Annotated in this window: 13 protein-coding genes; 3 read left to right on the top strand and 10 right to left on the bottom strand. The window is 47.4% G+C overall.

What is annotated here, in order from left to right:
- Positions 1 to 130: 130 nt before the first annotated feature.
- Entirely contained in the window at positions 131 to 1033 is a 903-nt protein-coding gene (locus H8S75_RS06235) for an ROK family protein (RefSeq protein WP_187020086.1), read from the bottom strand.
- A gap of 77 nt (positions 1034 to 1110) precedes the next feature.
- Entirely contained in the window at positions 1111 to 1794 is a 684-nt protein-coding gene (locus H8S75_RS06240; protein WP_156833463.1) for an N-acetylmannosamine-6-phosphate 2-epimerase, read from the bottom strand.
- 200 nt (positions 1795 to 1994) lie between these two features.
- On the opposite strand from H8S75_RS06240, the gene H8S75_RS06245 reads away from it, so the two are divergent.
- From H8S75_RS06245 to H8S75_RS06255, 3 genes are all read left to right on the top strand, one after another.
- Positions 1995 to 2912, top strand: coding sequence for a dihydrodipicolinate synthase family protein (locus H8S75_RS06245; RefSeq protein WP_187020088.1), 918 nt, complete (start codon positions 1995 to 1997; stop codon positions 2910 to 2912).
- 74 nt (positions 2913 to 2986) lie between these two features.
- On the top strand, positions 2987 to 3637 hold the full coding sequence (locus H8S75_RS06250) for an SGNH/GDSL hydrolase family protein (RefSeq protein ID WP_187020090.1): 651 nt from the start codon (positions 2987 to 2989) through the stop codon (positions 3635 to 3637).
- 99 nt (positions 3638 to 3736) lie between these two features.
- A complete protein-coding gene (locus H8S75_RS06255) occupies positions 3737 to 5068 on the top strand; it encodes a S8 family peptidase (RefSeq protein WP_187020091.1) in 1332 nt (443 codons plus the stop codon).
- Positions 5069 to 5384: 316 nt separating this feature from the next.
- Here H8S75_RS06255 and H8S75_RS06260 read toward each other — a convergent pair whose 3' ends face one another.
- From H8S75_RS06260 to H8S75_RS06295, 8 genes are all read right to left on the bottom strand, one after another.
- Entirely contained in the window at positions 5385 to 5999 is a 615-nt protein-coding gene (locus H8S75_RS06260) for a GNAT family N-acetyltransferase (protein ID WP_187020093.1), read from the bottom strand.
- A gap of 92 nt (positions 6000 to 6091) precedes the next feature.
- Positions 6092 to 7792 (bottom strand): DUF5722 domain-containing protein, encoded by a 1701-nt coding sequence (locus tag H8S75_RS06265; protein ID WP_187020094.1) that lies wholly within the window; start codon positions 7790 to 7792, stop codon positions 6092 to 6094.
- A gap of 168 nt (positions 7793 to 7960) precedes the next feature.
- Positions 7961 to 8767, bottom strand: a complete 807-nt coding sequence (locus tag H8S75_RS06270) for a M55 family metallopeptidase (RefSeq protein ID WP_187020096.1) — start codon at positions 8765 to 8767, stop codon at positions 7961 to 7963.
- 268 nt (positions 8768 to 9035) lie between these two features.
- Positions 9036 to 10229, bottom strand: a complete 1194-nt coding sequence (tuf, locus tag H8S75_RS06275; RefSeq protein WP_002604729.1) for an elongation factor Tu — start codon at positions 10227 to 10229, stop codon at positions 9036 to 9038.
- Between the two features lie 188 nt (positions 10230 to 10417).
- Positions 10418 to 12538, bottom strand: coding sequence for an elongation factor G (gene fusA / locus H8S75_RS06280; RefSeq protein ID WP_187020098.1), 2121 nt, complete (start codon positions 12536 to 12538; stop codon positions 10418 to 10420).
- 15 nt (positions 12539 to 12553) lie between these two features.
- Positions 12554 to 13024: a 30S ribosomal protein S7 gene (rpsG, locus tag H8S75_RS06285; protein ID WP_002604731.1), complete on the bottom strand. Its 471-nt coding sequence runs from the start codon at positions 13022 to 13024 to the stop codon at positions 12554 to 12556.
- Between the two features lie 188 nt (positions 13025 to 13212).
- Complete coding sequence (rpsL, locus tag H8S75_RS06290; protein ID WP_002604732.1) at positions 13213 to 13632, bottom strand: 30S ribosomal protein S12; 420 nt, start codon at positions 13630 to 13632, stop codon at positions 13213 to 13215.
- 212 nt (positions 13633 to 13844) lie between these two features.
- Positions 13845 to 14180 carry a hypothetical protein gene (locus tag H8S75_RS06295; protein ID WP_117622358.1) on the bottom strand — a complete coding sequence of 112 codons (336 nt, stop codon included), beginning with the start codon at positions 14178 to 14180 and terminating at the stop codon, positions 13845 to 13847.
- Positions 14181 to 14387: the final 207 nt, after the last annotated feature.

Here is a 14387-nt window from a genome sequence, read left to right on the forward strand (position 1 = left end):
TTTTATGTATCTTTTATCCGGTTTACAAATATCCAAAAGATTCCTTCGTGATATTGTATACAGTTTTGTAGTATTGCATTTGTTTTCGAAACAATTATGCTAATTTCGCTTTTGCTTACTTCAGTTCTGCTTATTGCACTTCAGTCCGGCCGTTCTTTTTTAAGAGTGCACCGGCCAGATACGCCGCGCCCATCAACCCGGCACGGTTGCCCAGTTCCGCCTGGCGCAGTTCCACATTGCGGAAGCTGCTCATGATTCTCGCAGAAGCCTTCTGCTTCACCTCTTTCAGAATATAGGGCTGCGCCATGACACCACCCCCTAAGACGATACAGGACGGGTTAAAAATATGAATAACAGAAATCAGCCCGTACACAATCTCATCGATCCAGCTGTTCACAATGTCTCTCACCTTCGGATCGTCCAGTCTGGCAAATATCTTTCTTCCATTGTCCAGGTCCCGGTTGTAGGCCATGGCCCTCCGCACCAGCGCCGTGGTGGAAGCGTATTTCTCGTAGCAGCCACAGAAAGGTTCCCCGTACACGCTGTCCTCCGGGTGGATCATAATACCGCCGAACTCTCCCGCCGAGCAGGCACTTCCCGTATAGATTCCCTTATTCATGACAATGGCGCCGCCGACTCCGGTCCCGTAGGTGATACAGAGAAAATCCTGAAAGTCTCTTCCCGCTCCAAACTGGCCTTCCCCGATGGCTGCCGCGTTGACGTCATTCTCTACAGCGGCAGGCACACGAAACTCGCGCTCCATGATCTCCCGCACCTTCATCCCCGTATAACCGGGTATGTTTTCATTGGCGTAGCGGATATAGCCTTCCGCAGAATTCACCTGGCCGGCAGTGCTGATCCCGATGGCCTCAAAGTCATCGTACTGACGGAGAATCTCCACAGCCCGCTCCATCACATACCTTCCGCCGTTCCTGGCATTGGTGGCATGCTCCTTCACCCCCACAATGTCCTGTCCGTTCCAGATTCCAGACTTGATGGAGGTGCCTCCGATATCCAGTGCCGCAATCCTCATAACAATCTCCTCCTGATAGAAAAAGGACAAAGAAACTAACTTTTCTGGCCTCTTTGTCCGTCATACCTAACTATTCTTTACTGTATCGCAGCCACAAAATGTCTTGTGATATCCCTCGGTCTCGTGATCGCAGTACCTACAACTGCCGCCAGCACACCGGTATCGAGAGCCGCCTTTAACTGCTCCGGCGTCCAGATTCCGCCTTCCGCGATAACCGGCTTGCCGCAGGTCTCAACGAGATGCTTCATCAAATCAAAATCAGGAAGCCTGGCTCCCTTTGTATAATCCGTATAGCCGTTCATCGTTGTACCAACCAGATCAAGTCCGATCTGTGCGGCATGAAGACCTTCTTCATAACAGGAACAGTCTGCCATAAAAAGCTGATCCGGATATTTCGCGCGTACTTCTGCGAAGAACTCGTCCAGAGTCTTTCCATCCGGTCTGATGCGATTGGTGCAGTCCGTGGCAATAATATCCACGCCGCACTCCACAAGCGCGTCAACTTCCTTCATGGTCGGTGTGATATATACGTCACAGTCCCCGTAAACTTCCTTAATAATGCCGATTACCGGAAGATCTACCGTTTTCTTAATTTCCACAATATCTGCGACCGTGTTAGCTCTGATGCCGACCGCGCCGCCCTCTTTGGCCGCATATGCCATTCTGGACATAATGTAAGAACTGTACAGCGGTTCTTCCTTTAATGCCTGGCAGGATACGATCAGACCACCTCTGACCCGTTCCAGTACTGAATAATCCATATTAGATACCCCCTCTTGTATTTTTTACTGATTTTTGGGATTTTTAGCTGTTTTAATCATAGCACGTATAAAAAATATTTTCAATACAAACATTAAATAAAAAAAAGTTTTTATTTTTATTGATTTCTGCCAGTAATGATGATATGATACACACAGATACTGTTGAATTATTATAATAATTGAAAAGGCAGGTATGTATTATGTCCAAGTATGATGTCAACAAATTCAAAAACGTTACTGTTGCGCTCAACACTCCGTTCGACAAAAACGGCGATGTTGATTTAGAGGCGACGAGGGCCGTTGTAAACTATTTCTGTAACAAAGGTATTAAGCAGATGTATGTCTGCGGCAGTACAGGCGAAGGCTTCCTTCTGGATACGGAAGAAAGAAAGGCCGTGACGGAGACTGTTGTAAAGGAAGCGGCAGGACGCATGAATATCATCGTCCATGTAGGCTGTCCTGATACGAGACATTCCGCCGAACTCGCCAAACATGCGGAGGCTGTAGGCGCCGATGCTACATCCGCGGTTCCCTGTGTATATTACCACATGGGCGAGGAAAGTGTATACCAGCACTGGACAAAAATTACCGAGGCTGCCGATCTTCCTTTCTTCATTTATAATATCCCGCAGCTGACCGGATTCAATCTGTCCATGGGGCTGTTCGGCCGCATGCTGGAAAACGAGCGCGTTGCCGGCGTAAAATGCTCCTCTGACCCGGCACAGGATATCCTTCGCTTTAAACTGGCCGGCGGAAAGGATTTCATCGTATTCAACGGACCGGACGAGCAGTTCATCGCAGGACGCCTGATGGGCGCTGATGCCGGTATTGGCGGTACATACGGTGCCATGCCGGAGTTATACTTAAAAATGGATGAACTGGTTAACCGCGGCGAATGGGAAAAGGCCAGAGAAGTGCAGAATCTGGTTACCCCGCTTATTTACCGTCTCTGCTCCTTCCCGTCCATGCACGGTGCAGTAAAGGGAATCATCTCCTTGGACGGCTGTCCGATGGGCGATCCGAGACTTCCATTCCTTCCGGTTGCATTGGATGATCCGAAGCTGGTAGAGCTTTACCACGATATCAGAAAAGCTGTCGAGGATACGAAAGATTTATAAAAACTTTAAGAATCAGTCTGAGAGGATGTACCTGCTTGCAGGCTGCATCCTCTCTTTTTTAGAAGGAGGACATCATGAAAAAACACATTGTATGCTACGGAGATTCCAATACCCACGGGTACTGTGCTGCGAACGACGGCCGTTTTGATGAAAATGAGCGCTGGCCGCGTCTCCTGGAACAGAAGCTGGGGGAAGATTATCTCGTTCTCGAGGAAGGCCTGTCTGGCCGGACCACCTGTTTTAACGATCCGATCCACGAGGGCTTGTCCGGGCTGGATTATATTTACCCATGCCTCATGAGCCACGAACCCGTAGATTTGCTGATCATCATGCTGGGAACCAATGATACCAAGGAACGCTTCGGCGCATCCGCCGCCTGCATTGCGCTGGGCCTCAAGCGTCTCATCGCAAAGGCCATCGCCACCACCGACTGCTGGCGGGATAAGAAGCCGGGTATCCTTGTGATCGCTCCCAAGAACATCGAGAAAGAGTACGAGGCCACAGCGGTAGGCGCTACTATGGGCCGCGGCTGTGCGGAAAAGTCAGAAGGGCTCGCCGAAGAATACAGAAAAATCGCAGAGTTGATGGGCTGCCACTATTTCGACGCCAATACCGTCGTAAAAGAAAACAATAAAATCGATTATATGCACCTTACAAAAGAGGGCCACGAGGCACTTGCCACCGCACTGGCGGGTCTGGTGAGGTTGCAGTTCCCAGCCTGCTGAGAAAATATTAAGGGAATTTTCACATATTTTTCCACTCCTTTGCTCCGGGATTATGGTATACTAAAGAAAAATGTTCCTCGCATAAGGAGAATCATCAGAATGAAGAAAAGAACGCGCGCAGTCAGTCTTTCTTTAGCCCTTGCCATCGCTGTGTCTGCAGTGATCCCATGGACTTTTGCATCCACTTCCGATTCCGGATCCATATCCGATTTGAGAAGTGATAGAACGGCCTCCTGGAAAACAACACAGGGAGACATGCTGTCCGTCAGCCAGAGCGGCCAGTCCATGCAGACCTTCGCATTGGGGCCAGGCCTTGTCAATTTATCCCCGGCAGACCAGTTTGCCACCTATCAATGGGGATTAAAGAATGACGGGGAATTTCAGCTCGTTGAGATAAAAGCAAAGTTCCAGGCCGCTGACAATATCTATTCCGGCGGCAAAGGCGGTTTCGGCCTTCCGGGCCTTGGCCCCGGTGACTTCGAGTCCACGGTTACCGACGCGGTAATGGGTGTCGATATCAATATCCGCCCGGCCTGGGATCTCTATGACCAGTCAGAAAATAAGCGGTCCGTGGTCGTAGCCATCATCGACACAGGCGTCGATTATAACCATCAGGAATTTTCAGGCGCCATGTGGACGAATCCCGGAGAAATCCCCGGTGATGGAATTGACAATGATGGAAATGGTTACGTGGACGATGTTCACGGCTGGAACTTCTATTCCGGCAACAGCCAGATCTTTGTCGGCGAAGAAGACAGTCACGGCACCCACGCCGCAGGCACCATCGCCGCAGTCCGCGGTTCCTACGGAATCGCCGGCATCACTGACAACAATTACGTAAAGATTATGTCCTTAAAGGCATTAGGCGGCAGTGACGGAACGGGTTCGCCCGACTCTGTCATCCAGGCGATTCGCTACGCGGAAGCCAACGGCGCCGCCATCTGTAACTTAAGCATGGGAACCTCCGCTTATAACGAGGCGCTGGCCCAGACCATACAGAATTCGAAGATGCTGTTCATCGTGGCCTGCGGCAACGGGGGCATTGCCGGAAAGGGATACGACACCGACATTTACCCGGTCTATCCCGCGTCATTCCCATTTGACAACGTAATCTCCGTTGCCAACTTGTTATTCGACGGAAGTTTGAGCCGTGACTCCAACTACGGAGCCGCCAGCGTGGATATCGCAGCCCCCGGAACCTATATTGTCAGCACATTGCCGGGCAATAATTACGGTTTTATGAGCGGCACTTCCATGGCCGCCCCTATGGTGACCGGAGTCGCCGCCATGCTCTACTCCTACCGCCCCGAGATCTCACTGTCCGACGTGAAGAATATTCTGCTGAATTCCAGCCGAAAGATGGACCAGTTAAGCGGGAAAATGGTGAGCGGCGGAATGCTGGATGCATATGCGGCGCTGAGTTACCAGTAATATTAAGGTGGGGGTCAGTGGTGGGAGATGTTGAATTTCAGTATTCAGTGAGAAATTTAGATTTTAAGAACAATTATATAAAGGACGTTCCTGTCAGGTATTTGGCGGGGGCGTCCTTTTATGTTGAGGCAGGTTGGAGTTTATGGGGGAGGTATGTGGAGTTTCGCGTTGGGCTTTATGTGGTTTGCGCATTAGGTTTTATGTTCGGTTTTATTTGAACTTCATGTTGCTTTTATACTTTTTCATACTATATTTTATAATGTATTTGATGAGACTTTCAAAAGGCCTATTTATAAACTACATGTTTTTATCGAACTTACTCCTCAATCTTCAGACAATCGATAGCCGCATTGTCTAAATCACCTGCCGTCTTAGCCGTCAAACGCATGTATAACAGCGGATATGGATTTCCCTGCTCGTCCAGCTCCGTCCGTTTGAAACATTCAAATCCCATGTGCTCATAAAACCCTTTCGCCAACGGGTTGTGCTCATTTACGCACAATTCACTTACTCCCAGCTCCTCTATACCATAGGTAAGAAGCCGCCTGCCCAAACCAGATCCACGCATTTCCGGTTCAAGGAAAAGCATCTCCAAACGCTCTCCCGCTGTACCCATAAAGGCAATGGGTTCACCCTCTGTATTTACAGCTGTCACCAGAGTGGGAACTTCAAGAAGCGCGGCCGGGACATACTTCTCTATTTCTCCGATTTCCTGATCAGACAGAAAAAGATGGGTTTTCTTGACAGAGCGCCTCCATACTTCTGTCAGCCGATCGATCAACTCATCGCTTCGTACTTCCTGCAAAAATATTTCTGCCTGATTTACAGCCTTTGGCCGATTTTCCCGATGGAACTCCCGATTCTGTTGATTCTGTTTTTCCTGTATACTATTTCTTAGGGTTGATTCCTCTTGTTCTGATCGATTCTTCATAATCTGCTCCTGTCTTTCCATAAAAATAACCCGGGAAGCACATGTCTTCCCGGGAAGCACTTCCACTTCTTATTCATTCACTTTCGTCTCTTCTACTCCATGGAACGCCATCTGAAATTCGGAATTAGATCAGACCACTTGTTGACACCGATAATCGGCTTTGCAAATTCCGTAGCTTCCAGCGTATACTTCTTCTTATCAATGTCACGGAACACCTGCCAGATCTTACGGCGCTTCGTGGCCACAATGGTATCACCCTGATTCATATCACACTCCCACAGACCAAATGCCAATCCGCTGCGCACCTCCAACGGCGCGTCCACCTGACGGCTTAAGATATAGGCGTCGATATATGGATTACTATCTACCAGGTAATAGGAATAGGCAAATGCCGCCGCCTGAATCTGAGGAATGTCTCCTCTTGTCGGGCTCTTCGCCGTAAATCCTTCCTCTGTAAGGATAATATGGCGGACATCTCCAGTCGGTGAACGGAATGCAGCCTGTGCCATGTAGTCTGTAAGAACACTTAAATTCGCAAAGTTGATGACAGGGGAGTTAAAGTCATTGGTAATCCATCCGGTCTGCGCATCATCCCAGAATTCCGGTTCCGTCATAGGCGCCGGATACGGATGGTAAGACAATCCCCAGTCCATCTGTCCCTGCGTGTTGGCGATAGAATTAAATGTATCCACAATATTTTTTCCGCCGTATTTTAACTTGTTGTCGATCTCCGCATTCCAGTTATAATCGAGTGAGAAATAGACCCTGTCATTTGCACTGGTGCTCTTGATTGCCGTATAGAACACGCGGAATGCATCCTGATACGCCTGAACGTAGCTGTTTAAATCCCAGGCTCCAGTGTAATTCCACTGCTGGTTATTAATCTCATTGCCAATGATCCAGTTAGAAATCTTTCCATGATCCGGATTCGATCCATTATAACGCTCTGCAAGGAATGAAGCGATAGCCTTAGTCTGCTCAAAACCGGCTTCTGTTGCCGCGTTAAATAAATAATAGAATGCTTTTGAAGACTTCTTCGTACCGGGATAGATCAGATCCGGCGTAGCATCATTCCATCCATTCAGGATGATAGCCGTAACCGTCATACCTTTACCGGAAAGCGCACTGATGGTTCTGTCGTAATCTTCAATGACCCGCTTGTCGAAATGATACGTCTTACCGTCATACTCATAGTCAATACCCTGACCTAAAATCTGATGAAAGGCAATATTCGTTCCCACATGTTTGACACCCAGATCAAATGCGTCTGCCAGCATATTAAGCTCGATATTAAGCCCTTTTTTTGTCAAAGGATCGTTAAATGCCGCTGTGTTCGGAGCTACCGCCTCCGGATTTGTGATATAGTGCGGGTCGCTGACCTCGATGTATTTCGCACCATCCCAGACCGCTACCACAAATCTGCTGTATAACCGGTCCTCCGCAGTGCCTTCATTCAACGGGAACTGATACGTTACCTCCGTTCCAAATGAAGCGGCCCCCGCGTAATCAAGGCGTCCTTCCAGATTCTTCTGATACGGCTTCTGTTCCACCAGATAGAGAACTCCGTCCGTACCGGTCATGTCTCCGCTGCTGGTGACCTTGACCGTCACACTTTTCTTATCCGGATTGATCAGGCAGGAGGTGATCGATGATTCCACCTTGGGTCCCTGTGTCTCAGCGTTTTCAGAAGTCTCAGTGTCCACGCTGGCGAATGAAGCAAACACACCGGTAAAGCACAACAACACTGTAGCCAGAATGCCTGCTGCTCCTCTTCTTATCATCTTACTATCCATTCCTGTTTCCCTCCGTGATGTCTAACTTTATGTACTCTACCATGATACCTAATTGCAATACCATTTGCAATAAAGTTTTTATTACGGAATTCTAAATTTACTTACAATATTGGTACCATCTGGAACTCCACGAGCACCTCAATCAAACTCGCTTTGTGGATATTATGACTAATAAACAACAAAACTGTGGGCAGTAATAACCTCCATCCAGCATTTTGCTTTGAGACGGTTTGTAAAACGGTCCACCTGCTCCATACCTGGATAAAAAGACATCTGATACGCCTTCTTCCAGTCCTTGTAGGTCACTTCGTAAATAAACTCTTCCGGTAAATCCACTATAGGGATTGATGATTTTCTCCGGTTTTCTACAGCGGTTTTGGCAGCTTCACAGAGACGTTCTATTGCGAGCTTCTGCGGAGTGCAGAAGGTGGCACCGCCTACACCGCGCTTGATCTCGGCAGTCGAAATATGCGGCGCCAGTTCTCTGGCATCCCGGCACACGGCCTCGTCACCAGAGAGAAAAAGAACTGGTATTCCGAGTGAAGACGCGGTGTATGTATTGAGCATAAACTCGCTCATATAGCGGCCATTGAGGCGAATGTACTGGCTGTTTCCTGTGGAGGTGTGGCTGATGGCAAACTCCGGATTGCCGGCGGCCGCATGATACCCAAGAAAAAATACTCCGTCAAAGGTTTCGTCAAGGCCGAACATCATGTTATACGGATGTCCGCTCTTTCCCCGGATCAGCGTTACATATTCCGGCATCGCGAGAGGATTAATATTAGATGCATCGCCATGGCCATCCTTTACGACAATAGCGGTCGCTCCGGCGGCATGAGCCGCCTCGCAGACTGCGACGACTTCGTTTGTCATCTCCTCTGCATACCTCTGGTAAACAGACTCATTTTTATGAGTCTCATCGGTGAAACTTAGTCCGGCGCAGCCTTCGATGTCTGCGCTGATGAATATTTTCATAGTGTTTCTCCTGTTCCGGGCTTTCGCCCTACAAAAATAAATGCAAAAGTGCCCAGCGAAGAGCTAGCTCTCCCTTGGCCTCCCGCTACTCCGCAGTGCATCTTCTTGTCCGCAAATTCGGCGGACAAGAAGCTCCGGGCTTTCGCCCTATAAAAATAAATGCAAAAGTGCCCAGCGAAGAGCTAGCTCTCCTCTGGGCACTTTCACATTTATTTTTGCACTGCTCAATGCTTGCGCATTATTTGCACTGCTCATTGCTTACGCATGATTACTCAATGATTGTAGCAACTTTTCCTGATCCAACAGTTCTGCCGCCTTCACGGATAGCGAAACGAAGACCCTGCTCCATAGCTACTGGGTGAATCAGTTCTACAGTCATCTCTACGTTATCGCCAGGCATACACATTTCTACGCCTTCTGGAAGATCACATACGCCAGTTACATCAGTTGTTCTGAAGTAGAACTGAGGTCTGTAGTTGTTGAAGAAAGGAGTATGACGTCCACCTTCATCTTTTGTTAAAACGTAAACCTGAGCTGTAAATTTCTTGTGGCACTTTACAGAACCTGGTTTAACAAGACACTGTCCTCTTTCGATTTCAGTTCTCTGAACACCACGAAGTAATGCACCGATGTTATCACCAGCCTGAGCCTCGTCTAACAGCTTACGGAACATCTCGATACCTGTAACAACTACCTTACGGGTCTCTTCATGGATACCAACGATTTCAACTTCGTCAGATACGTGTAATGTACCACGCTCTACTCTACCTGTAGCAACAGTACCACGACCTGTGATGGAGAAAACGTCCTCTACTGGCATTAAGAAAGGCTTGTCTGTTTCACGAACTGGATCTGGAACCCACTCGTCAACAGCCTTCATTAATTCAAGAACCTTATCGCCCCACTCGCTGGACGGATCCTCAAGAGCCTTTAAAGCGGAACCCTGGATGATTGGTGTATCATCGCCCGGGAATTCATACTCATTTAACAGTTCACGAATTTCCATGTCTACTAATTCAAGTAATTCTTCATCGTCAACCATATCGCACTTGTTCATGAATACTACGATGTAAGGAACGCCTACCTGACGAGAAAGCAGGATGTGCTCTCTTGTCTGAGCCATAACACCATCAGTAGCAGCAACAACAAGGATAGCACCGTCCATCTGAGCAGCACCAGTGATCATGTTCTTTACATAGTCAGCATGGCCTGGGCAGTCAACGTGAGCATAATGTCTCTTCTCTGTCTCATACTCAACGTGAGAAGTAGAAATAGTGATACCACGCTCTCTCTCTTCCGGAGCCTTATCGATATTCTCGAAAGCTACGGACTCACCGGTACCTAATCTTTCATGAAGAGTCTTTGTGATAGCAGCTGTTAAAGTTGTTTTACCATGGTCAACGTGGCCAATGGTACCGATGTTACAATGTGGTTTGTTTCTTTCAAATTTAGCTTTGCCCATTTTATAACGTCCTCCTTAATTTGTGCTCTTTTGAGCTTTAATTTTTATGTTAGGCTGTCTTTTATTATATGCTATTTATGCACTATTTTCAAGCCTATTTGATGGATTCCGGGCGGTTTTAGGCCGCTCGGAGTCCATTTAGTACCCGGATTTTCTGGTCTGCTGAAGTCCCTTTTTGGAGTGACGGATTATTTACCGTTCTTCTCAGCAAGTACCTTCTCCTGTACAGATTTTGGAACTGGCTCGTATTTCTCGAAGAACATAGAGTAGTTACCACGTCCCTGTGTTTTGGAACGTAAATCTGTGGAGTATCCAAACATCTCTGCCAGCGGAACGAATGCGCGAACAATCTTACCGCCGCCTAAATCGTCCATACCTTCAATACGGCCACGACGGGAGTTGATATCACCGATAACATCACCCATGTAGTCTTCCGGCATGGTTACTTCAACCTTCATAATCGGCTCAAGTAAGATAGCTCCGGCTTTGTGCATCGCATCCTTGAACGCCATGGAACCAGCGATGTGGAATGCCATTTCACTGGAGTCTACCTCATGGTAGGAACCGTCATATACGGTTGCATGAACACCCAGTACAGGGAATCCGCCAAGAATACCACACTTGGAAGCTTCCTCAATACCTTCACCGACTGCCGGGATATATTCCTTCGGAATAGCACCGCCGACAACGGAGGAGTCAAACTTAAACAGTTCTTCTGCGTTGGCATCCATCGGCTCAAAGTGAACCTTACAGTGTCCGTACTGTCCACGTCCGCCGGACTGCTTCGCATACTTGCTGTCTACGTCAACAGCCTTTGTAAATGTCTCCTTGTAAGCAACCTGAGGAGCACCTACGTTGGCTTCTACGTTGAACTCACGCAGCAGACGGTCTACAATGATCTCCAGATGAAGCTCGCCCATACCGGAAATAATAACCTGACCGGTCTCCTGGTTTGTCTTCGCTCTGAAGGTCGGATCTTCTTCTGCAAGCTTTGCAAGTGCCTCGCCCATCTTGCCCTGACCAGCTTTGGTCTTCGGCTCGATCGCGATATCGATAACAGGCTCCGGGAACTCCATGGATTCCAGGATTACCGGATGCTGGTCGTCACAGATAGTATCGCCAGTTGTTGTGGTCTTGAAACCTACAGCAGCAGCAATATCTCCTGCATAAACCTTATCTAACTCCTGTCTCTTGTTGGCATGCATCTGAAGAATACGTCCAACACGCTCTTTTTTGCCTTTGGTGGCATTGAGAACGTAAGAACCGGAGTTCATGCTTCCGGAGTATACACGGAAGAATGCTAACTTACCCACGAATGGGTCTGTCATAATCTTAAATGCCAGCGCTGAGAATGGCTCGTCGTCGGAAGAATGTCTCTCAACTTCGTTGCCATCCATATCCACACCCTTAATGGACGGGATATCTGTTGGAGCAGGCATAAATTCTACAATTGCATCAAGAAGTTTCTGAACACCTTTGTTTCTGTAAGCGGTACCGCAGCATACCGGAATCGCAGTACATTCGCATGTCGCTTTTCTCAGTGCTTTCTTCAGTTCCTCTACAGAAGGCTCTTCTCCCTCTAAATACTGCATCATCAGATCATCATCAAGTTCGCAGATTTTCTCTACTAATTCGGTGTGGTAAAGCTCGGCATCGACTTGCATATCCTCAGGGATCTCAACGATGGAAATATCCTCACCCTTCTCGTCATTGTAGATGTAAGCCTGCATCTCGAACAGATCAATAATACCTTTAAATTCATCTTCTGCGCCGATTGGCAGCTGAAGACAGATTGCGTTTTTGCCAAGTCTGGTTCTGATCTGATCAACGGCACCATAGAAGTTAGCACCCATGATATCCATCTTGTTGATGAATGCCATACGTGGTACATTGTAGGTATCCGCCTGACGCCATACGTTCTCAGACTGCGGCTCAACTCCACCCTTTGCACAGAACACGCCCACAGCGCCGTCCAGTACACGAAGGGAACGCTCAACCTCTACTGTAAAGTCAACGTGGCCTGGAGTATCAATAATATTGATACGGTGTTCCTGAGCACCCGGCTTTACCTTGCAGTGTTCCTGCTGGGTCCAGTGGCAGGTTGTAGCAGCTGAAGTGATTGTGATTCCTCTTTCCTGCTCCTGCTCCATCCAGTCCATGGTAGCAGTACCTTCATGAGTATCACCGATTTTATAGTTTACACCAGTATAATAGAGGATACGCTCTGTCAATGTTGTTTTACCAGCATCGATATGGGCCATAATACCAATATTTCTGGTTCTTTCCAATGGATATTCTCTTCCAGCCAAAGCTTTTTCCTCCTATTAGAATCTGTAATGAGCAAATGCCTTGTTTGCCTCTGCCATCTTGTGCATGTCTTCTTTCTTCTTTACAGAAGCACCAGTGTTGTTGGCAGCATCCATAATCTCATTAGCAAGTCTTTCTTCCTGGGTCTTCTCGCCTCTCTTACGGGAGTACAGAGTGATCCATCTGAGTGCTAATGCCTGTCTTCTCTCAGCCTTAACTTCGATCGGCACCTGATAGGTAGCACCACCGATACGTTTTGCCTTTACTTCCAGTACAGGCATGATGTTGTTCATCGCTTCTTCGAATACTTCGACAGCCGGTTTGCCCATCTTTTCTTCTACTCGGCCGAATGCGCCGTATACAATCTTCTGAGCAACGCCCTTTTTACCATCTAACATGATGTTGTTGATTAACTTGGTAACAACCTTGTTATTGTAAAGCGGGTCTGCTAATACATCTCTCTTCTGAGTATGTCCTTTACGTGGCACGTTACTTCCCTCCTTAATATCGCCGCCCGGGCCTGCATGATGCAGGTTCCACAGCTTTTCATTAGATCTTAGGTACTCACAAACATTGAAGTTGCGTTCGCGCTCGGTTCTCTTATATATTATCCTGCAACCTACAGGTTCAATATCATCAATCCGGCACTAGAAATTCAATCATGTGGTTCTAATTATTATTTTTTGTCTTTTGGTCTCTTAGCACCGTATTTGGAACGAGCCTGCTTTCTGTTGGCTACGCCTGCGGTATCCAGTGTACCTCTAACGATATGATATCTGGTACCTGGTAAGTCTTTTACTCTTCCGCCACGGATTAAAACAACGCTATGCTCCTGTAAGTTGTGACCCTCACCTGGAATGTAGCTTGTTACTTCGATCCCGTTAGACAGACGTACTCTGGCGATCTTTCTGAGCGCTGAGTTAGGCTTCTTAGGTGTAGCAGTCTTAACTGCTGTGCAGACACCTCTCTTCTGAGGAGCGGAAACATCTGTAGCTCTCTTCTGTAAAGAGTTATAACCCTTCTGCAGAGCCGGAGCTGTGGATTTCTTTACGGATGTCTGTCTTCCCTTTCTAACTAACTGGTTAAATGTTGGCATTCTTTTCACCTCCTGTGATATTGTCTGTGGTTGCTGTATTTCTTTCAGCCTGATTGCTTGCACAAAAACATGACGCGTTTATGCACGCCTAATTATTATATACACTTTGCATTTTTCTGTCAAGGAAATTCTTTAAAACATTCTAAAAAACGAGAAAAGGCAGCTCCGGCCCGTCCGGACTTTGCCTTTTTTCTCAATTTATACCATTCGTCCTATTGAACGAGTCTCGGTTTATCCACTTTTCCTTCCACTACAGTCTGCAATTCCCGTATGGCGGCGTAATTGTCGATAATCTTATCATAATTGTATACAGTCTGCTTCTTTACAATATCCATATCCTTCCGAAGTTCACAGATATCATCACGCACATCAGCCATCTCGTTCTTCAGACCATGTACCTCTCCATACAAAGTCAGTATGTCGGTACGGATCGGCTTTAATTTCAATTCTAACTTTTCTTCTAACTTTTCGTCCAGCTTCTGGTACAGCCGCGTCTCCAGTCCGTCAAGCATGACGGCAATCGCATCTAATGTTTCCTGATCTGCCATTCTATCCCTCCCCTTTCACTAATTGACAGGCAAGTTTTCGTCTTTTATCATAACATGAAAAACAGGCAAAGTCCATCGATATACAGTTATCATAGTACAGGTTTATTCTGGAACTTCTGTCGAAATGACCGGACCTGGCAAGTCAGCGGAACCGCTGTTTCTTAAACCGTATTATAAGGATATCATATTTTCTGGAAAGACGCAATC

Source organism: Hungatella hominis, from assembly GCF_014288005.1.
Taxonomy (GTDB): domain Bacteria; phylum Bacillota; class Clostridia; order Lachnospirales; family Lachnospiraceae; genus Hungatella; species Hungatella effluvii.

Bases quoted from the DNA above. Each gene is read 5' to 3' on its own strand.
- H8S75_RS06295 (WP_117622358.1), bottom strand. From the start codon at position 14,180: ATGGCAGATCAGGAAACATTAGATGCGATTGCCGTCATGCTTGACGGA.
- H8S75_RS06245 (WP_187020088.1), top strand. From the start codon at position 1,995: ATGTCCAAGTATGATGTCAACAAATTCAAAAACGTTACTGTTGCGCTC.
- H8S75_RS06235 (WP_187020086.1), bottom strand. From the start codon at position 1,033: ATGAGGATTGCGGCACTGGATATCGGAGGCACCTCCATCAAGTCTGGA.
- H8S75_RS06250 (WP_187020090.1), top strand. From the start codon at position 2,987: ATGAAAAAACACATTGTATGCTACGGAGATTCCAATACCCACGGGTAC.
- rpsL (WP_002604732.1), bottom strand. From the start codon at position 13,632: ATGCCAACATTTAACCAGTTAGTTAGAAAGGGAAGACAGACATCCGTA.
- H8S75_RS06270 (WP_187020096.1), bottom strand. From the start codon at position 8,767: ATGAAAATATTCATCAGCGCAGACATCGAAGGCTGCGCCGGACTAAGT.
- H8S75_RS06255 (WP_187020091.1), top strand. From the start codon at position 3,737: ATGAAGAAAAGAACGCGCGCAGTCAGTCTTTCTTTAGCCCTTGCCATC.
- tuf (WP_002604729.1), bottom strand. From the start codon at position 10,229: ATGGGCAAAGCTAAATTTGAAAGAAACAAACCACATTGTAACATCGGT.
- H8S75_RS06240 (WP_156833463.1), bottom strand. From the start codon at position 1,794: ATGGATTATTCAGTACTGGAACGGGTCAGAGGTGGTCTGATCGTATCC.
- H8S75_RS06260 (WP_187020093.1), bottom strand. From the start codon at position 5,999: ATGAAGAATCGATCAGAACAAGAGGAATCAACCCTAAGAAATAGTATA.
- H8S75_RS06265 (WP_187020094.1), bottom strand. From the start codon at position 7,792: ATGGATAGTAAGATGATAAGAAGAGGAGCAGCAGGCATTCTGGCTACA.